The sequence below is a fragment of the Streptomyces sp. Q6 genome, from assembly GCF_036967205.1.
Lineage (GTDB): Bacteria > Actinomycetota > Actinomycetes > Streptomycetales > Streptomycetaceae > Streptomyces > Streptomyces citrinus.
Genome location: NZ_CP146022.1, coordinates 4,807,024 through 4,823,548, shown reverse-complemented (window position 1 = coordinate 4,823,548; position 16,525 = coordinate 4,807,024). Strand labels below are relative to the sequence as shown.

Below are 16,525 nucleotides of genomic sequence, written 5' to 3'. Positions count from 1 at the left end.
TCACCACAGGTTCGGCGCCCCTTCCTCTTCCACCTCAGCGCCGAGCCCCCACTTGGCGAGGGTCGCCGCGACCAGCGGGCTGATGTCCACGGACACGCCCCGACGGGCCCACGCCCACGCATCACCGAGCGGCCGCTGCTGCGCGCCCGCCAGGGCGGACGCGAGCGGCGCATCGTCGAAGTGCGTCAGCTCCTGCGCGGAAACCGCGTCGTAGAACTGGCCGCAGGCCGCCGCCATGTCCCGGCCCGTGGGCTTGACCACCTCAACGCCCAGCCCGTCGTCTGCGTCCTCCAGGGCGCCGATGAGCGACGCTGCCGGACTGGCCGGGTCGATCACCCAGCACCGCGGGTTCCACTTGGCGTGCAGCTCCTTGGCCCGCTCAACGATCCATCCCGCCCCGGGCCGGTGCTCGACAACCGTGACGTGGACGCCGCCGCGCCAGGGGAAGGCGGCGCAGATCGCCGCGTGCGACCGCTCCGGGGTCATGTCGATGGAGAACGACACCGTGCCGCTGCGCTTCGCGTCAGCGACCGCCAGGGCCCGCCACGCCTCCTCGCCGATGACCTGCCACGTGTCGGCCTCGTCCGACGGGTACTGGCCGACACCGAGCCGCTCCCGCTCGAAGATGCCCGACGAGCCGAGGGACGCCCGCTCGTTGCGCACGAACTCCGGAGTGATCAGGTAGCCCAGCGACGGGTTCGCCTTGGCCCACGACGCCAGGTCATCGGGGTCGTCGTGGTCGGTGCAGCCGGTCGGGCACTCGTCCACGTGCGGATCGATCGACCACTCGAAGTACGCCAGCGACGGGTCCGGGACGCCAGCCTCCAACGCGGCCAGCGCGCGGCGCCGCAGGCGGGCCAGCTGCACGGACGGCGCGCCGATGCCGGCGCTGCCCAGGTACCAGAGCTGCGGGTTCGGGACGGCGGACATGGTCGGCATGAGCGCGCCCATGGCGTCATCGCCGAGGATCATGTCCTCGTCGAGGATGTTGCAGTCCCCGGTCCAGCCACGGCCCGAGCCGCCCGAGCGCGCGATGAACTGCAAGCTCTCGCCGGTGGTCAGCGTGATCGACGTCTCGGTGGTGTTACACAACATCCGCTTCACGCGTTTGCGCAGGTCAGGGCACCCGAGGATGAGGGACTGGATCCTCTGGAACGCGACGCGGCTGGTCTTGAACTCGTGCGCCGAGTGGATGATCAGCCGCTCCTTCAGCAGGAACAGCCCGGCCAGCTCCCGCGCTTCGATGATCCCGCCCTTGCCGTTCTGCCGGGCAACGTTGACGGCGATCTCGAACGCGGTCCAGTTGCCGTCGGCACGCTCCCGCATCCCCACGTCGAGGACGCTCTGCTGCCACGGGAACAGGTCCAAGCCCGCCATCGCCGCCAGCTCGACAGCCTCCTGCCCCGCCGAGGACAGGTAGTTGGGCGGGGCGGTGAACAGGCGGGGCGTCTGTACGCCGTAGTCAGGGTCAGGCGCGGCGGGCTCGGACACGGCGTTCCTCCCGCTTCTGCGACAGCTGGTCGACCCTGTCGTCCTGGTCGGCCACGGGGGCCACCTTGCGCAGGCCCTCCAGTGCGGCGCGCAGCTCACGGCCCGCGTTCGCCTTGGCCGTCGCCCCGTCCTTGCCGTCCATCACCGCAGCGAGTGTCAGGGCGAGTTGGGCCAGGCCGGGCGCCGTGTCACCGACGCGCAGGTGCTCAATCTCGGCGGCGGTCGCTTCGACGTTCGTCGCCATGATCACCTCCGCCGGTCACGCATAGTCACCGCGCTAAATCGCTGGCGTCGGCTTCGGCGGATTAGGAGCGGCCACTAAATCGCTGGCGTTGAGGCCAGCGGATTAGCGAGTACAGGCCCCGTGTAAAAAATCGGGCGAGAAGGGCGTTTGGGTCGCCCAGGAGAGCCCTGAAGTTTTGATCCACTCTCCCCGCCCAGACGATGATCCACAGTGCGGTTCGGGTCCGCGCGGTCGCCTCCCGCCGGGCGCCGACACCCCCGGTGGCTTTGCGTTACCAGCGCAGCGGTGACTGGGTGACGGTCTGCTCTGCGCGCCGTCGGCGGTCGTTGTACCAGGCGGTGGCGACGCGCTTCATCTCTGGTGATCGCATCGCGTCGATGCGCTTCATGACCACGTCGCGGCCCGGGTCGACTGCCACGATGCGTGCGTCCAGCCTCTTGTACTGCGCGAGCGCCTTGGCCTTGGGCCTGGTGTGGATGAGGTAGACGTCGACCTTGTCGCGGTGCTTCACGGCCTCGTCGATGGCTGCGTAGCGGGCGCGCTGGGCGACGCGGACGACGGTCGCGTCCTGGTTCCACTGCGGTGCGCCAGGCCCGGTGAGCGCGAGCGTGATGCGGTCGAGGTCGATCACGATGTCGGTGGGCTTGGCATGCGACTCGATCCACGACGACTTGCCCGCGGCTGGCGGGCCGGTGATGACGTACAGCATCGTGCGTCACCGACGTCCTCGGCGCAGGTTCGCCTGAATCTCGGCTGCCTGCCTCTGCATCTCGGCTGCCTGCCGCTGCCACCGGGCCGCCAACGCGACCAGGGCCACTGCGGCTGACGCGAGGACGAGGGTGCCGATTTCGACTGTGCTCATGTGTTCACCACCTCAGTGCGGGTCGCTTCGGTCGCTTCACGGTCGGCCGGTTGCCGCGGGCGCTGTTGCACTTGCGGTGCGCGCTGCGGGCGTTGGCCGGGTCGAGGAGGTTGCCGCCCCGGGACAGTGGCTGCTCGTGGTCGAGGGTGAACGCCAGCGGGTGAGTCCGGCCGTCGACGTCGGTCGGGATGTTGTGGCCGCAGATCCAGCAGGGCAGGCCGAGCGCCTTCTGCCAGGCGCACAGGCGGCGGTAGGGGCGCCCGTTGCGGATGCCGGCCACGGGCGCCACCTCCTACGGCTCGATGTCTCCGAGCTGCTCGGTGACGATCTCGGTGGCGTAGCGCTGCACGGTGGCGTCGTCGACGCCTGCGCACTCGGCGGGCCTGTCGCTCGGGGTGGCGTTGCTGCCGGCGGCGGCCGCGCGCTTGAAGTCGGCGCGCATGGCGGCCTTGCAGGCGGCTGGGTCGGCGCTGGTGCTGCTGTCGTCGCGGAGGAGGTAGCCGAGGCCGCCGGCGAGGGCGAAGGCGAGGACGGCGGCTAAGGCCGTCCACAGCGCCCAGCGTGCCCAGTTGAAGCGGGGCGGCGGCTGTGGTGTCCAGGCGGGTGGTGCGGGCGTGTACGGCTGGCTCATGGTCCCCCCAGTGGTGCGCAGTGGAAGCTGCATCATCCGGGACGTGGGGGCGGCGTGAGGGCGGTGTGATGGGGCTGTGACACGACGAAGCCCCCGCCGGGGGGACCGGTGCGGGGGCTTCGTCGTGCGTCTGTGGTGCCGTCTGGGGGCACAGTTGTTCACCGAGATCGTGACACTGGGCTGACCTGCGCGTCAAGCAGCGGCGCGGGTGTGGCGGTTGGTGGCGTAGGCATGGACGTCGGCGAGGGCGAACCAGCGCTGCCGCGGGGTGCTGCCGGGGGCCGGGGTGAGGTGGCCGCGCTCGACAAGTTTGCGGACGCTGTCGAGGCCGATGCCGAGGGCGGTGGCGGTCTGGTGGGCGGTGAGGTAGCCGGGGCGCAGAAGCTGTGACTCCATGCCTCCATGGTGCGTTATGGCCTACTCCTGCACTGCGATCTGCGCGAGGATCGCCGCATGGCCTACGTCGAGATCACCGTTCATGGACCGATCACTTACGGAGCCGACTACGTCGTCGTGCAGTGTCCCGCCTGCGCCGCCACTCACTCGCACAGGGTCAGCGGCGATCTCGGTGACGACAGCGTTCCCGTGTCGCTCGCCTGCGTGAACGGGCATGCCGTTCCGATCCCAAGTGATCTTGATGCGCGGGAGGTTCTGTTCATCGTGGCGATGCGCGCGGAGTAACCGAAGCTACGGCCGCCCGAGTTCGCGCCAGTCCTCGGGGTACTGGGGGCGTTCCTTGCGGATCTCGGACCACGTCGCGTCCAGCTCGGCGGTGCGTTGCTCCTCGGCGGTCTGCGCCGCCCTGCGGCTCTCCTCCAGGGCGTGGCGTGCGCCCGGCGCGGCCGGGGTGGGACGGTGGCCGTAGAGGTAGGTGCCGTCGTCCTCGCGGCGGGGCCACCCGTTCTCGTGCATCAGCTCGTACTGCGCGACCGGGATCGGGGCTGGTGGGGCAAGAGGGTCGGCCCAGAGGTCGGTGAGCGGGGGCGGCTGGGGGATCAGGTAGAGCGGCGGGGGCTCGTTGTCCATGATCGTCATGGTGCGGCCGTCGTCGGGGCCGCCGACGAGCCTGATGGTGATGGTCACGGCCGCCACTCCTCGCGGTAGCCGGGCCGGTCCGCGTAGGGCAGGGCGAGCAGGCGCAGCGTCGGGCACGCCTCGGACTCCATGACCCAGGTGCAGTGGTCGATGTCGCCGCGCTCGTCCCGCGTCGAGCACTCGTGCCCACCTGTCGCGGCGTGCAGGGTGAGCATCTGCCGCTTGGCGTCGATCTCGCGCAGCACGCGCGCCGGATCATGGGCGGCGATGTGCTCGCCGACCTTCGGGTCCATGAAGTCCTGCGAGCCGACCGCCACCATGTCCCGCTCGGCGACGGCCACGACGTACTGCCCGTCATACCGCCACTCCGCACCCGGTGCCTCCTCGGCCGCAGCGACGGCGTGCGCCGCGTCCACGTCGAGCTGCTCGCCGAGCCACTGCGCCAGGTCGTCGGTCATGGGGTCATCCTCTCGTAGTCAGTTCTGGTGGGGGCATCCTTCGACCCACCAGCCGCACTTGCCGCAGTAGGTGGGGGCGGCGCGGAGGATCTTCAACAGGCTGTGGATCATTGGTCGTTCTCCATGTCGTCGCGCTTCGGGTACAAGATCAACAACCCCTCCCCCGGCCCCTTCTGGACCCGGGCGATTTCGTCGCTATGAGCTGCGTAAACGTCGTCTGCGGGAGGGGGCGGGGGAGGGGAGGACGAATCGGACATGCGGCGGCGGGCTGCCCACCACACCGCGGCGGTGGCGGCGAGCCAGACGGCGAGGATCCCGGCCTCTGTCGAGACGGCGAAGACGACCGCCAGGGCTCCGGCGCCGAGGGCGGCGAGTACGCATCCGCCGGCCAACCGGCTTGTCTCGCGCTCCTCTTCGGGCTCGTCGTCGTCCTGGCTCACTGCATGGCTCCGAAGATCGTGGTGCCGAGCCAGTTGGTGCCGATGGCGAGCGGGGCCGCGGCGAATCCGGCGATGCCCGCGCTCGTGCCGAGGCAGATTCCGCACCAGGCGCCGCGCTTGATGGCGTAGCCCCACCGGGACTTCTTCGCGGCGGCGACCATGGCGACGGTGAGGACGAGGACGACGGCGCCCCCGGCCTGGGTGAGCGGCAGGTAGGTGGGCGCGGCGCCGTGGGTCCCTGTGGTGCCGCCGACGCCCCAGACGAGGGCGACGTCGCCGAGCCAGTTGGAGATCCACAGCGTGGTCTTGGCGGCCCAGCCGATGAGTCCGCCGACGCCGAGGATGGTGAGCGCCCCGTAGGCCCACGCGAGCAGGAACGGGGCCAACTCGCCTGCCTGGCGGGCGGGGTCCTTCATGAGGGCCTTGCGGCCGGGCCACCACTGGATGAGGTGGTGGATGAGGATGCAGATTCCGACGGTGCAGCCGCCGAGGGTGACGACAGTCAAGGCAGGGTCCTACCGGTAGATGGCCACGGCGAGCGCGGCGAGGGTGACGATGAAGGCGCAGGTGCCGGTGATCGGGGGCACGGTGCGGATGTCGACCACGACGAGGCCGAACAGACCGAGGAGCGCGGCGAGCACGAAGAACGCGGCGAGCACCGGGGCTACTCGTCGACGGGGTGGCCGGCGAAGTAGTCGTCCCACGACCAGGCGGTGGTCGGGGTGGGCTCGTAGCCGGGCGGGAGGTCGCCGCGGGGCGGGAGCGCGGGCAGCTGCTCGTCGGGGGCGGGCTGCGTCATGACGCCACCGCCTCGCGGGCCGCCGGGACGGACGCGTCGTCGGCGAACCAGTTGCGTCCCCGGGCGTCCTTGGTGTGCACGTACAGCCGTCCAGAGGCGACCCAGCTGCGGATGGTCGACGGGTCGACCCCGTACCTGTCGGCGATCTCAGCGGTGCTCAGCAGGACGGGTGGGGGCGGCGGACGGTGCTCGTCGTCCTGGGCGTCCTTGTCGTCGTCCTGGCCGTCCGGCAGCCGGAGGTCGGCCGTGCAGATGACGAGTGGGGCCGCAGGGGCGGCCGGGACGCTCAAGACGGCGGGGGCCTCGGGTGCGTCCTGGGTGTCCTGGCGCGTGTCGGGCGGGGTGGCTGCGAGGTGCAGCAGGTGCCCGACGACCGCCGGGGGCACGAGGGACGTGACGGCGACGAGCCATCCCTGCTTGGCGGCGAGGTGGCCGGTGCCGATGAGGTGGGACACGACCTGTGCGGCCATCGCGAGGCCGAGGGCGAGGCAGGCGCCGAGGATTGCGGACCAGCGGCCTCGGTCGCCTCGGCGGCGGGTCGAGGCGACGGTCGCGGCGATGCCCGCGTAGGCGGAGAGGACGACCGGCATGCCGTACGCGAACTGAGTGTTCCAGCCTGCGGTGCGGGCGAGGTGGTACTCGCCGGGGGCGCACATGAGGAGTGCGACGGCGAGGACGATGGGGCGCCCGACGTCGGTGAGGATGCGGACCCAGAGGGGTGCGACGGGGCGAGTGGTGCGTGTGGGCGTGCGTCGGAAGATCCGACGCAGGACGCGGCGAGCGCGTCCGGGCATGGCACGATGAGCCATAGCCGTCTCCTTGCGTGATCAAGGGTGGCGGTCAGGCCCTCGCTCGGTGTTGGTAGCACCGGCGGGGGCCGTTCTGTTTTTGGTTGTACGGGCTACCTTGGCACAAGATCACCCGTTCTGTAAGTCTTTGTTGCGATTCTAGCGCCTCAACTTGCCAGCGTCCGGGGCGCGTTGAGGGCGTCCTGCTGTGCGCGGGCGAGGGCAAGCAGGCGCGACGGCGGCCAGGTCGTACCGCACCACGAGCACGTGATCGAGGTCTGGCCGGGACGCCGGAGCAGGACAGCGCCGCAGGGGGCGTCCTGGGCGTCTCGGGCGGTCGGGCAGTGGCCCATGCGGACGGGGCGTTCGGCGGGGTCGGTGGGGGCGATCACGGAGCGGACGTCCCGTTCGAGATCGCGGATCTCCTCGGCCATGGCGCCTGCGGCCGGCCAACTGGACGCGATCCACTCCAGGTTGATCGACAGGGCGCGAGCGGCGACGTGGACGCGGCGGGCGGTGTCGCCCTCAAGGACCGGCGTGCTCCATCCGCGGTCGGCCTGCATGGCCGAGCGCCAGTCCTCCAGGATGCCGACGATGCCGCCGGGCCCGCGCAGGACGAGGACGGGTTCTGAGAGGGGCAGCGGCGGCTCGGTGCGGCCGCCGGACCGTACGCCCTCGGCGGGGCCGGTGACGGCGGGCTGGAGGAACCCGGCGAGCGCCTCGTACCAGCGGGGGGCGGTGTCGAGGCGGCGGGCGGTGGCGAGGGTGCAGCCGGGGCACAGGTAGCCGTCGGTCAGCTGGGTCTCGCACAGGCCGCAGACGTTCATGTGGCGCTACTTCCGTCGTGCCGCGCGGGCGAGGGCGCGGCGAGTGGCTCGGTTCGGCGTCGGGGCGGGCGCGCTGTCTGCGGCCCGCTCGCCGCGGGTGGTGCTCGTGGCCCAGGCGGCCTCGGGGCTCGGCAGGGCCGTGAGGTCGTCGTCGGCGATGACGTGCTCCTCGTCCCAGACGACGCGGGTGTCCCATGTGGTCCCGGGGCGCGGGGCGTGCTCGCCGTGGGGCGTACTGCTCGGTCCGGTCATGCGGCCCACCGGTCCCGTCCACACGCGGCATCGTGGTCGGCGCCGGCCGACGTCCACCACATCTCGCAGCAGGCGGCGGCGAGTTCGATGCGGGCGATGCCGTCGATGGCTTCGGCTTCGGCCTCGGCGCGGGCCCGGAGGCGGGCGAGGCGGGCGGCCCCGGCGGCGATGGCGCGGCGCTCCTCGGCGGCGAGCCACTCGCGGATCGCGGCGACGAGCAGCAGTGCGTGGAGGGCGGCGAACCCGAGCGCGTACCCGAGGGCGTCGTGCTGGCCGCTGGTGACGGAGGCGTGCACGGCGAGTCCGGCGCCGAGCAGGTACAGCAGGGTCAGGGTCAGGGTGCGGGTCATGACTTCCTCCACATGCCGGTGATGGCCCCGGCGATGAGCACGATGGAGAGTGCGAGGGCGGCGGATCCGGCGGCGGTCCAGGCGAGGGCGCCGACGAGGATGTTCTGCGCGGCCGTGGCGAGGTCGTGGACGATCACGACTGCCGCCCTTCCGTGATCGCGCGGACTGCGGTGCGGTAGCGGCGGGCCTTGGCCACGGTGTCGGCGTCCCAGCCGTGCATGGCTGCCGTCTCCTCCAACGCGCCGTGCGTGCACCACTCGTCGTGGGTGGCCTGCTCGCAGTCCCAGCCGACGAGAACGGCGTAGAGCCACGCGTCGACTCGGTAGAGCTGCCAGTCGCGGCTGCTGGTGGCGAGCAGGCGGGCGAGGCCCTCGAACATCGGGGCCAGTTCGTTTGGGGCGGGCTCGGCCTGCTGCGCCTCGGCGGCGGCGCTCATGGCGGTGAGCAGGGCCTTGACGGTGACGGTGTGGTAGCCGGGGCGGCCCGAGCACAGGCGCTCAACGGCACGCAGGCGCTTCACCTCGGCCTCGGCGTCACCGAGTCGGTCGGACGTGGTGGTGAGCACCTTGCCCGCTGCCGCCGTATGGGCGCGCAGCTGCTCCAGCTCGCAGCGCGGGCAGACGGGCTGACCGTCGCGCATGGGGATGTCCATGCTGTCGCGGCCGTGCCAGTGGAAGCCGCAGGCCGGGTGCTCGTAGTAAGGCGACAACGGGCGTTCGGCGGTTTCCGGCTGCTGCGCCTCGTCGGCCATGCGGCGGAGGAGGTCGGCCCCGTAGCGCACGTAGCGGTCGTTGCCGGGGCCGGTGAACGTGGCGTCGATCGCGGCGGCGGCCTCCAGCAGCACGGCGGCCCGGTCGACGCGCAGCTGCTCCACCTCAGCCTCGGCGCGCTCGGCGCGGCGGCGCAGCGTCTCGGTACGCCGGGTGAGGAGTTCCTTGGTCTTGGCCGTGACATCGTCGGCGATCTCAGCCCGACGTTCAGCCTCGGCGGCTGGCGCGGCCGACCGCGGGGCGGGGTCGTGCGACTCGTCGGTGATGCAGGCGACGCAGAAGGTCTTGCACATGTCGGACGGGCGGTCGGTGGTCATGGTGGCTCCGGTGTGTCGTGTGATGGACTGGGCGGGCCGGCCGCCCCCGATACCAGCGGGGGCGGCCGTGCTCGTGGTCACTGGTCCTTGGCGGTGTTGGTCAACTGCACGGCGGTGATGAGCAGCTGCGTGACCGAACACACGTGGTCCTCAGGGCCCGCTGCAATCGACGCGTCGAACAGGGCGTTGACCTGGTCTCGGTCCTCGTTGGCGTAGGCGACGATGAACCGGACGGCGAACAGGTCGTGGGGGTCGGCGCCGGGCTGAAGAATGTCCATGGCCCACATGTCGCCGCGCTTGAGGTCGGGGGCCTGGTCGCCGTACAGCTTCGTCAGCGCGACCTTGCCGAGATGGGCGAACGCGCAGCAGGCCGCGTAAATGCCGCGGGAGTTGCCGCGGGTACCGATCTCGCTCAAGGCGCGCGCGGCTTCTTCAGCGTTGCGGTCCAACGTGGCGGCGATGGCCTGCATGGTGAGGTCAGAAAGCTCATCTCGGCCCATGGTCATCAGAGGCTCCAGAGGGTGGGTTGGTGCTCGGCGAGAGGAAGTTCGGTCTGTCCGTCGATGACGGGGGCGGGTGCTGCGGGTGGTGTGACCGGGGTCCGGCGGGTGGTTGTGTCGCCGCGTAGGCGCCGCCAGCACTTCGGCCCATAGCCGCGGGCCCGGGAGACGGGATCGCGCAGCTGGCGCCCGCACACGCAGCGCCGCGGGCCCAAGGCGGTCGGGGGCGGGGAGTCGCCGGGCAGCAGCACGGTGGCGATCGGCCGACCCCGGAGGGCGCCGAGCCTGCACGCGTAGTCGATGAACTCGGCCATCAGGCGGCCCTGCTTCCTGCTGCGAGGTGCGGGCAGGTGCCGACCTCGACGCGGGCAGCCAGCTGCTGTACGTCCGGCCGGCCGGTGGCGCGTTCGTGGTGGCCGCAAGAGCAGAGCCAGTCCGCGACCGGGGTCATGCCGCGATCGAGGCCGCGGACCTGAAGACCGGGGCGCAGGCCCTGCACGCGGATCGACGGAGTCTTCATGCGGCCTCGCCCTCGATGACGCGGAGGTGGGTGCGGCGTTTGCTGGCGCGCCGGTTGAGGTCGGCGAGCATGTCGGCGACGTGCTGCGCCTGCTCCTCGGCGGTCCACGTGGGGCCGGGGCGGGCGGGCTGGCGCGCGGATCGGGCGTGGCCGAACGTGCCGGTGGGGAACTCCTCGGCGGCGAGCCGCTCCTGTGGCGTCATGACGCGGTCCTCTCGGAGGAGACGACGGTGGGGCAGTCGCGGTGGGTGGTGCGGCCGGGGCGGGGGATCATCGGCCGGAGGCAGCTGGCGCAGCGGACGAAGTCGTCGGCGGCCTGCTTGTCGTGGGGCTTGTCCTCTTGGTCGGGCTCGGTCTTTTCAGACCTCGAGGTCCCATCCACCTGAGGTGGAAGGACCGGCCCCGCCCCCTCTTGGGAACCCTCTTGGGTACTCCCTGGGTTGTTCGGGGGTTGGACCCCCGAACCAAACGGGGGTTGGTCCCCCGAACTCGGTCGGGGGTTGGACCCCCGTTCTTTCTCCTCAGCCGGGCCCGAAAGTTCGGGGGTCGGTCCCCCGTTCTCAGGGCTCCGAAGTTCGGGGGTTGGACCCCCGTTCTTCTGGTCGGCCCAAGGCGCCGGCTTCTGGACGCGGACGCGCTTGGTGCTGTCGAGATGTGCGGCCGCCGCCGCCCAGTCAGGGAACGGAGAGAGCGTGATCGCGTACAGGGTCGACCGTCCCCGCCGCTGCTCACCGATGACGACGACCACACCCGCCCGCTGCGCGGCCTCGAGGTAGCGCCGCGCGTCCTTCTCGTCGGCCCCGGCAGCAGCGGCCAAGTCCTTGATGCGGATGGGCTTCCGGTCCCCGTGGAACCGCAACTCGCCCGATGCGTTGGCCATGGCACGCAGGGCGTAGAGCAGGGTCAGGAACCCGCCTCGGCGCAGAGAAGCGGGCATGGTGCGCACCCACTTCCACGCGAGCGCGTTCCCGAACGAGTTCGGGACGCTGCCGCCCGCCGACCCCTGCTCCTCTGTGCTCAACTCTCGGCTTCTCTCTATGGGGTGGTCGTCCCAGGGCGGGGGTGCGTGTGGTCACCCCGCCCCGGGGCCGTGTGCGGTGCGGCTACAAAGCCGAGGCGGCCAACGCGTCGCGGAGTCGGCGGCGCTCGAGGTGCTGCACTACGCCGCCACCGCCTTCGCCGCGTACCGGGCGCGCTGCGAGGCGTTGAAGCACTGGCGGCAGCGCCGGTGTCCGTCGCCCTTGGCGATCGTGTTCTCGGGCGTGAACTCGTGGCCGTTCGTGCACCGGTTCTCGCGGGCGGCAACAGCCGTGGGCGCCATGCCGCGACGTGTGTTCTCGGCGATCGTCACGACGTCGAGGTGGTGCGGGTTGACGCACGTCCGGGTGCGGCACAAGTGGTCGACGACGTGCCCGACGGGGACGGGCCCGTGCCGGTACACGACAGCGATGGTGTGCGCTCCGCGGATCGTGGCGCCGACGCGGAACTGCCCGTACCTGGTCTTGGGGTTGACGGCTGCGGTCCACGGCCAGCACTCGTCGGCCGTGCCGATCTGGACCTTGGCCCAGAACCGGTCGACGAGGTACGTACGGCGGCCGCTGCGGTCGCACCCGTGCAGGAACCCGTCGGCGGCGAGCGCCTTCAAGTCCTTGCGGACGGTGTTCCGGCCGGCCGTCGGCCACGGCGAGTCGGCGAGCAGGTAGCCGCGCCTGGTCTCGGTGCTGATCATCGGGAGCCCCCTTTGGTCAGGCGGCACACCGCGACGGAGCCGAGGGCGTACAGAGCCATGGCGGTGACGATGATGAGGAACACGTTCGTGATCACTCGTCGGCCTCCTCGTCGTACTCGGAGGCCAGCTCCAGCGCGGTGACGATGTAGCCGGTGGTCGACTCCTCGTTCTGGCCCGCGGTGACCACCAGCTCGGCGACTCGGTCCTCGTCGTCCTCGATCCAGTCGAAGGCGAGGTTCGTCCCCGTCGGCCAAGAGCGACGTTCCATGTCCTCGCAGTGCGCGCGGGCGGCGACCGCCGTGCCGTAGTGGCCGAGGGTGATCCCGGAGTCCGGGTGCTCCGCGCGGTACACCGTGGTCGGCGCGGCCTCCAGCTCCGTGACGCGGTCGAGCGCCCGGAACAAGGCCTGCTGCATGGCGGGCAGCCCCGCCTCCAGCTCGGCGACCCGAGCCCGCAGCCGGGCGTTCTCCTCGCGCAGCGACGCGACCTCGGTGCTCGTCTTCTCCCAACTGCCGTGGCTCACCTGCGCCGCGTGGTTGGCGACGCGGACGAACGCGTGCAGTCGACGGTTCTCCCGCTCCAGGTGGAAGATCAGTCCCTCGCGCTCGTGGGGCTGGCGCCGAGCAGCTCGGCGACGAGCCGACTGCCACGCGAGCCGCGTACGGGCGTGGTCCTGCTCCTCCTCCCACAGGGAGAGGTTCGCCCCCGCCAAGTCGTCGGCCAGGCGGTCAATCTCGCAGCGCCGCGAGCCGACCGGCATCGGCAGCACGTCCGCCGTGCCAGAGATGCCGTGCTCGGCCAGCTCGTCGTACGTCGCCATCACGGCGTCGGGGCAGGTCTTCACGTCGGCCATCGCGTACAGGGCCAGGCCGCCCCGAGTCGCGGTGCGTCGCGTCCAGCACGTGCCGTCGGTGGTGTTCACCACCAGCGGGGCGCTCACGCGGTCACCGCCGCAGCACCGGCCGGCGCCTGCGCAACGGGCGCCTTGCTGAGCGGGACCACGGGCCGGAACTCGGCCAGCTTCTCGGCGGCGGGCCGCATCTCCAAGCCGTGCTGCTCGGCCCACCGGCGCGCGTCGCGCTCGCTCTTGACGGCCAGGTGCTGGTCGAAGTCGACGTAGCCGAACGCCTCGTACGCGATCGGGCCGAAGCGGAGGATGCTGGTCGCGTTGCCCTCGTCGTCGTACCGCACGGGCAGCTCGAGCTGGCGGGCGAACTCCTCAACCGCGGACGTCGTGCGCAGGTTCAGCAACAAGGTCTCGGTGCTGCTGCACCTAACGCTGGGCGTCTGCTCGAGGAAGTCGGCGAGCGCGCGAAGTCCGGCGATGAACTCGCTGCGCTGGTCTGCGATGATGTCGGTCACGGTGACCTCTCTCTGGTGGGGTTGCCGGTCGTGGTCGCTCGGGCCGGGAAAGTCGCGGGCGGCCATCGGCGTTTCTGGGGGCCGCGCTCAGGCGGCGACGGGCGCGACCTGGCCGGCCTCGGTGTTCCGCCGGATGTCCTCGGCGGTGAACGTGATCCGGTTGTTGTCCCGGTGGTGCCAGATCTCGCGGCGGTGGCACTTCGCCTTGAGCGTCCGCACGCTGGCGTACGGCAGGAGCTGCAGGTCGACTACCTGCTGCGGCGTCCAGCGGCGCAGGCCGGTCGCGTCCATGGCGCGCGTCGTGTCCTTCGTGGGCACGTCGTCTCCTTGGTGGGTGATGGCGTCAATCTCGACACCGAGGGCGAGGGCGACCGCTCGGAGGCGGGCCGGATCAGGGCGCCTGACCTCCCCGTTTTCCAGCCGCAGCAGGTAACTGCGGTTGACTCCGGCGAGGGATTCGAGTGCGCGAAGACTCAGAGAACGCTTATTTCTGAGTTCCCGGATGCGGGTTCCGTTCGGTCTCACACTCAGAATCTAGGTGCAATCTGAGTACATAGTCAAGCACTTTGAGTGCAGAGCCTCAGATTCTGAGGCCTCAGCTGTCTCAAGAGGGGGCGCCAAAGTGCATATGCGGGGCGCATGAGGCGCTCGGCGCAAACAGAAAGCGCCACTAATGCGCAGGTCAAAGGCTCAGATCCGCCGTTCCGTCAGTCTCAGATATGAGGCATGATGGTGAACCATGGACCGTGACTGGGTACGCCTCGGCAACGCCTTCCGCACCGACCGGGAGCGCCAGAGCTTGAAGCAGAAGGATGTCGCCGCCGCCCTGGGCGCCGCTCTGACCTCGATCCAGGACATCGAGCGCGGGCACAAGTACACGAAGCCGACGCGGACCATCCGCGCGTACGCAACCTTGCTGGGCTGGTCACCAGATTCGGTGGACTCCGTCCTCGCCGGTGGAGACGTCAGCCGCGCAGCGGCAGCACCCGCCCCGGCCGACGAGAGGCCGGCCGACACCGACATCGACGGACGGCGCCTGCCGCTCCGAATCGTTCACGAGCTTGGCGACGAGGGAGAGCTGCTCGACACGGCCGTGCTCAAGGTCGGCGACAAGGGCAGAGCAATCATCGTCGTGAAGGGTGATCCCGGGGTGACGGCGGACGAGCTGATCGAGGAACTCCGGGCCTGGCAGCGGTCGCGCGCGCGACTCGAATCTGGGGACGACACCGGTACTTCCGAGAGCTCTGGTGGCTCATAACAGGCCGCGCGTCCCTGTACTCCAAAGGGATCACAACTGACCCGAAAGTGTGGAACTATGACCAGACGCTGACCAGGGGGCCACCATCGGACAGGGGTGGTGCTGTGGTGCGCGTTCAATTCTGTGTGCGTCTGATCTCTGTGGTGGCGATGCCCCGCAAGATCCTCGTGTGGGTCGACCGCGAGCACACCCCCGAACATCCCGCCGTCTACGTTCACACGTCGCTGTGCAACCGCGGCGCGCTGACGAGGAACGGCGCCCAGGCCGTCAACGAAGCACTCGCCGAGGTCGATCCGGACCTCAGCCTGAGCACCGCGCGCACCTGCGCGGCGCACGCCATGACGGTCTGATCCCACAGAAGCAGCGGGGAAGTTCAGGGGGCGACGCGATGGCGTACGCAGAGAAGGTCTACAAGGTCCGCAACGGCAGGACCACCAAGCAGTTCACGTGGCGGGCCTGCTACAAGAAGCCCGACGGAAGCAAGGGCACCGAGCCCGGGTTCGCCACCAAAACGCTGGCCGTGGAGTGGGGAGCCGAGCAGGAGCGTCTCATCAAGGTCGGCGCCTGGATCGACCCTGAGAAGCGGGCCGCCACGTTCGGCGAGTTCGCATCCATCTTCATGGCGTCGCGGCGCAAGCGCGGGCAGACCACCGCCACCCGGTGGGACAAGCTCGAACTGCGCATCCTGCCCCGGTGGAAGGACGTGCCGCTGGGCGCGATCACCTGGTTCGACGTCGACAGCTGGCAGCAGACAATGGACGTCGAGGACGTGAGCCGCGGCCACTGCGTCTCGCTGATGTCGACCATCATGACCGGGGCCGTCGACGCCGGGTACCTCACCGTGAACCCGCTCTTTGGCCGGCGCCGCACCAAGGACACGTCCGGCGACGCGGCCCGGCCGAAACCGCCAAAGATCAAACGAGATGGGGGCGTGCGCCCCGAGGACGTGATCCGCATCGCGGAGCGGCTCGGGCCCGCCCGCGGCATCCACGTCCTCACGACAGCCTTCACCGGGATGAACTGGGGTGAGGGGCTCGCAGTGCACCGGGACAACGCGCTGCTGTGGCGGCGCCAGCAGTGGGGGGCGGGTGAGTTCGCCTGCCGAGTGCTGCGCGTGGTCGAAGAGTTCGCCGAGTACCAGCTGCGCGACGAGAACGGCACGAAGCAGGGGTACGTCGTGCGACTTGAGCCGACGAAGAACGAGTGGCGGACCCGCGACATCGACGTGCCGCCGTTCCTGGGGCGCCTGCTCGACTGGCATTTGCAGGACTGGCCGCACGAGCGGCTGTTCGCGACGGACAGCGGCAAGCCGTGGCGCCGCGGGAACTGGTCCAAGATGTTCCGGCCCGTGTGCGACGGGCGGGACGAGCGGTCGGCGCGCCAGGGCGTCGCGGCGCGTGCGGCGTGGGAGCCGATCTGTGAGGGCCTCGACATGCGGTCGCTGCGCGCCCTGCACGACACGCTCCAGTCGGAGCTCGGCGTGAAGGAGCCGCTGGCGTTCGAGGCGGCCGGCCACAAGCGGCCCGGGATCAAGGCGCACTATCAGCGGCCGACGCCCGCGATGCGAGCCGCGCGCCTTGAGGGGCTGGAAGCCGTATTCTGGGAGGCGTTGGAGAACGTGGGGCTGAAAGCCTTGTGGGGCCGGGTCGACCTGGTGAAGCACCCCGAAGAGTTGATCTCCTAAATCGCTCCTAAATGATCTCCATTGGGCGAGCCATTGCCGCCCCCATCTGCACAGATGTCAGCGCGAAAAGCGGTTCTCCTAAAGCTGGTGTCGCAGGTTCGAATCCTGCCGGGGCACAGCACGAAGGGCCGGACCAGGGGCGTGATCCCCGGGTCCGGCCCTTCCGCGTGCGCGCGGCCTCGCCCGCAGGCGCCCCTGCCCGGAGCCG

At 70.7% G+C, this 16,525-nt stretch carries 31 protein-coding genes and 1 pseudogene; 4 read left to right on the top strand and 28 right to left on the bottom strand.

What is annotated here, in order from left to right; translation table 11 throughout:
• The 7 genes from V2W30_RS22630 to V2W30_RS22600 all read right to left on the bottom strand — a co-directional run bounded on the left by V2W30_RS22630 (position 1) and on the right by V2W30_RS22600 (position 3,624).
• Positions 1-1,491: a terminase gene (locus V2W30_RS22630; protein ID WP_338699186.1), complete on the bottom strand. Its 1,491-nt coding sequence runs from the start codon at positions 1,489-1,491 to the stop codon at positions 1-3.
• Positions 1,469-1,735: a hypothetical protein gene (locus V2W30_RS22625; RefSeq protein ID WP_338699184.1), complete on the bottom strand. Its 267-nt coding sequence runs from the start codon at positions 1,733-1,735 to the stop codon at positions 1,469-1,471. The genes V2W30_RS22630 and V2W30_RS22625 overlap by 23 nt, the downstream gene beginning before the upstream one ends.
• Positions 1,736-2,006: 271 nt before the next feature.
• The gene (locus V2W30_RS22620) at positions 2,007-2,444 is read right to left on the bottom strand and encodes an AAA family ATPase (protein WP_338699182.1); all 438 of its coding nucleotides are present in this window, start codon (positions 2,442-2,444) and stop codon (positions 2,007-2,009) included.
• A 6-nt stretch (positions 2,445-2,450) separates the two neighbouring features.
• Positions 2,451-2,597: a hypothetical protein gene (locus tag V2W30_RS22615; protein ID WP_338699181.1), complete on the bottom strand. Its 147-nt coding sequence runs from the start codon at positions 2,595-2,597 to the stop codon at positions 2,451-2,453.
• A gap of 4 nt (positions 2,598-2,601) precedes the next feature.
• Positions 2,602-2,877 carry an HNH endonuclease gene (locus V2W30_RS22610; RefSeq protein WP_338699180.1) on the bottom strand — a complete coding sequence of 92 codons (276 nt, stop codon included), beginning with the start codon at positions 2,875-2,877 and terminating at the stop codon, positions 2,602-2,604.
• A 12-nt stretch (positions 2,878-2,889) separates the two neighbouring features.
• The gene (locus tag V2W30_RS22605) at positions 2,890-3,228 is read right to left on the bottom strand and encodes a hypothetical protein (RefSeq protein ID WP_338699178.1); all 339 of its coding nucleotides are present in this window, start codon (positions 3,226-3,228) and stop codon (positions 2,890-2,892) included.
• Positions 3,229-3,420: 192 nt separating this feature from the next.
• Positions 3,421-3,624, bottom strand: a complete 204-nt coding sequence (locus tag V2W30_RS22600; protein WP_338699176.1) for a hypothetical protein — start codon at positions 3,622-3,624, stop codon at positions 3,421-3,423.
• A 57-nt stretch (positions 3,625-3,681) separates the two neighbouring features.
• Here V2W30_RS22600 and V2W30_RS22595 point away from each other — a divergent pair, with 57 nt between their 5' ends.
• Positions 3,682-3,909 (top strand): hypothetical protein, encoded by a 228-nt coding sequence (locus V2W30_RS22595; RefSeq protein WP_338699174.1) that lies wholly within the window; start codon positions 3,682-3,684, stop codon positions 3,907-3,909.
• A gap of 6 nt (positions 3,910-3,915) precedes the next feature.
• Here the strand turns inward: V2W30_RS22595 and V2W30_RS22590 are convergent, their stop codons facing one another.
• The 21 genes and pseudogenes from V2W30_RS22590 to V2W30_RS41635 form a co-directional block, all read right to left on the bottom strand.
• Complete coding sequence (locus V2W30_RS22590; RefSeq protein WP_338699172.1) at positions 3,916-4,311, bottom strand: hypothetical protein; 396 nt, start codon at positions 4,309-4,311, stop codon at positions 3,916-3,918.
• Entirely contained in the window at positions 4,308-4,721 is a 414-nt protein-coding gene (locus V2W30_RS22585) for a DUF6221 family protein (protein ID WP_338699170.1), read from the bottom strand. Before V2W30_RS22585 ends, V2W30_RS22590 begins: the two co-directional genes overlap by 4 nt.
• 107 nt (positions 4,722-4,828) lie before the next feature.
• A complete protein-coding gene (locus V2W30_RS22580) occupies positions 4,829-5,161 on the bottom strand; it encodes a hypothetical protein (protein ID WP_338699168.1) in 333 nt (110 codons plus the stop codon).
• On the bottom strand, positions 5,158-5,667 hold the full coding sequence (locus V2W30_RS22575; protein WP_338699167.1) for a hypothetical protein: 510 nt from the start codon (positions 5,665-5,667) through the stop codon (positions 5,158-5,160). Before V2W30_RS22575 ends, V2W30_RS22580 begins: the two co-directional genes overlap by 4 nt.
• 9 nt (positions 5,668-5,676) lie before the next feature.
• Positions 5,677-5,820: a hypothetical protein gene (locus V2W30_RS22570; protein ID WP_338699165.1), complete on the bottom strand. Its 144-nt coding sequence runs from the start codon at positions 5,818-5,820 to the stop codon at positions 5,677-5,679.
• A 5-nt stretch (positions 5,821-5,825) separates the two neighbouring features.
• Positions 5,826-5,960: a hypothetical protein gene (locus V2W30_RS22565; RefSeq protein WP_338699163.1), complete on the bottom strand. Its 135-nt coding sequence runs from the start codon at positions 5,958-5,960 to the stop codon at positions 5,826-5,828.
• Positions 5,957-6,769 (bottom strand): hypothetical protein, encoded by an 813-nt coding sequence (locus V2W30_RS22560; protein ID WP_338699161.1) that lies wholly within the window; start codon positions 6,767-6,769, stop codon positions 5,957-5,959. Before V2W30_RS22560 ends, V2W30_RS22565 begins: the two co-directional genes overlap by 4 nt.
• Positions 6,770-6,915: 146 nt before the next feature.
• The gene (locus V2W30_RS22555) at positions 6,916-7,575 is read right to left on the bottom strand and encodes a hypothetical protein (RefSeq protein ID WP_338699159.1); all 660 of its coding nucleotides are present in this window, start codon (positions 7,573-7,575) and stop codon (positions 6,916-6,918) included.
• 6 nt (positions 7,576-7,581) lie between these two features.
• Complete coding sequence (locus tag V2W30_RS22550) at positions 7,582-7,827, bottom strand: hypothetical protein (protein WP_338699157.1); 246 nt, start codon at positions 7,825-7,827, stop codon at positions 7,582-7,584.
• Positions 7,824-8,177 (bottom strand): hypothetical protein, encoded by a 354-nt coding sequence (locus V2W30_RS22545; RefSeq protein ID WP_338699155.1) that lies wholly within the window; start codon positions 8,175-8,177, stop codon positions 7,824-7,826. The genes V2W30_RS22550 and V2W30_RS22545 overlap by 4 nt, the downstream gene beginning before the upstream one ends.
• Positions 8,174-8,314, bottom strand: a complete 141-nt coding sequence (locus V2W30_RS22540; RefSeq protein WP_338699153.1) for a hypothetical protein — start codon at positions 8,312-8,314, stop codon at positions 8,174-8,176. Before V2W30_RS22540 ends, V2W30_RS22545 begins: the two co-directional genes overlap by 4 nt.
• Positions 8,311-9,264, bottom strand: a complete 954-nt coding sequence (locus V2W30_RS22535; protein WP_338699151.1) for a hypothetical protein — start codon at positions 9,262-9,264, stop codon at positions 8,311-8,313. The genes V2W30_RS22540 and V2W30_RS22535 overlap by 4 nt, the downstream gene beginning before the upstream one ends.
• A gap of 77 nt (positions 9,265-9,341) precedes the next feature.
• Positions 9,342-9,770, bottom strand: coding sequence for a hypothetical protein (locus V2W30_RS22530; protein WP_338699149.1), 429 nt, complete (start codon positions 9,768-9,770; stop codon positions 9,342-9,344).
• Positions 9,770-10,078, bottom strand: coding sequence for a DUF6011 domain-containing protein (locus V2W30_RS22525; protein ID WP_338699147.1), 309 nt, complete (start codon positions 10,076-10,078; stop codon positions 9,770-9,772). Before V2W30_RS22525 ends, V2W30_RS22530 begins: the two co-directional genes overlap by 1 nt.
• Positions 10,078-10,284 (bottom strand): hypothetical protein, encoded by a 207-nt coding sequence (locus V2W30_RS22520; protein ID WP_338699145.1) that lies wholly within the window; start codon positions 10,282-10,284, stop codon positions 10,078-10,080. The genes V2W30_RS22525 and V2W30_RS22520 overlap by 1 nt, the downstream gene beginning before the upstream one ends.
• Positions 10,281-10,487 carry a hypothetical protein gene (locus V2W30_RS22515; protein ID WP_338699143.1) on the bottom strand — a complete coding sequence of 69 codons (207 nt, stop codon included), beginning with the start codon at positions 10,485-10,487 and terminating at the stop codon, positions 10,281-10,283. The genes V2W30_RS22520 and V2W30_RS22515 overlap by 4 nt, the downstream gene beginning before the upstream one ends.
• Before the next feature lie 956 nt (positions 10,488-11,443).
• Positions 11,444-12,013 (bottom strand): HNH endonuclease signature motif containing protein, encoded by a 570-nt coding sequence (locus V2W30_RS22510; protein WP_338699141.1) that lies wholly within the window; start codon positions 12,011-12,013, stop codon positions 11,444-11,446.
• Positions 12,014-12,104: 91 nt separating this feature from the next.
• Entirely contained in the window at positions 12,105-12,953 is an 849-nt protein-coding gene (locus V2W30_RS22505; protein WP_338699140.1) for a hypothetical protein, read from the bottom strand.
• On the bottom strand, positions 12,950-13,375 hold the full coding sequence (locus tag V2W30_RS22500) for a hypothetical protein (protein ID WP_338699137.1): 426 nt from the start codon (positions 13,373-13,375) through the stop codon (positions 12,950-12,952). The genes V2W30_RS22505 and V2W30_RS22500 overlap by 4 nt, the downstream gene beginning before the upstream one ends.
• An 87-nt stretch (positions 13,376-13,462) precedes the next feature.
• Positions 13,463-13,693: a hypothetical protein gene (locus V2W30_RS22495; protein ID WP_338699135.1), complete on the bottom strand. Its 231-nt coding sequence runs from the start codon at positions 13,691-13,693 to the stop codon at positions 13,463-13,465.
• A 30-nt stretch (positions 13,694-13,723) separates the two neighbouring features.
• Positions 13,724-13,900 (bottom strand): annotated as a pseudogene (locus V2W30_RS41635) (helix-turn-helix domain-containing protein); the annotation flags it as partial.
• A gap of 214 nt (positions 13,901-14,114) precedes the next feature.
• Here V2W30_RS41635 and V2W30_RS22490 point away from each other — a divergent pair.
• The 3 genes from V2W30_RS22490 to V2W30_RS22480 all read left to right on the top strand — a co-directional run bounded on the left by V2W30_RS22490 (position 14,115) and on the right by V2W30_RS22480 (position 16,317).
• Positions 14,115-14,633 (top strand): helix-turn-helix transcriptional regulator, encoded by a 519-nt coding sequence (locus tag V2W30_RS22490; protein WP_338699133.1) that lies wholly within the window; start codon positions 14,115-14,117, stop codon positions 14,631-14,633.
• A 149-nt stretch (positions 14,634-14,782) separates the two neighbouring features.
• Positions 14,783-14,983 (top strand): hypothetical protein, encoded by a 201-nt coding sequence (locus V2W30_RS22485; protein WP_338699131.1) that lies wholly within the window; start codon positions 14,783-14,785, stop codon positions 14,981-14,983.
• Between the two features lie 38 nt (positions 14,984-15,021).
• Entirely contained in the window at positions 15,022-16,317 is a 1,296-nt protein-coding gene (locus V2W30_RS22480) for a hypothetical protein (RefSeq protein WP_338699129.1), read from the top strand.
• Positions 16,318-16,525 lie beyond the last annotated feature (208 nt).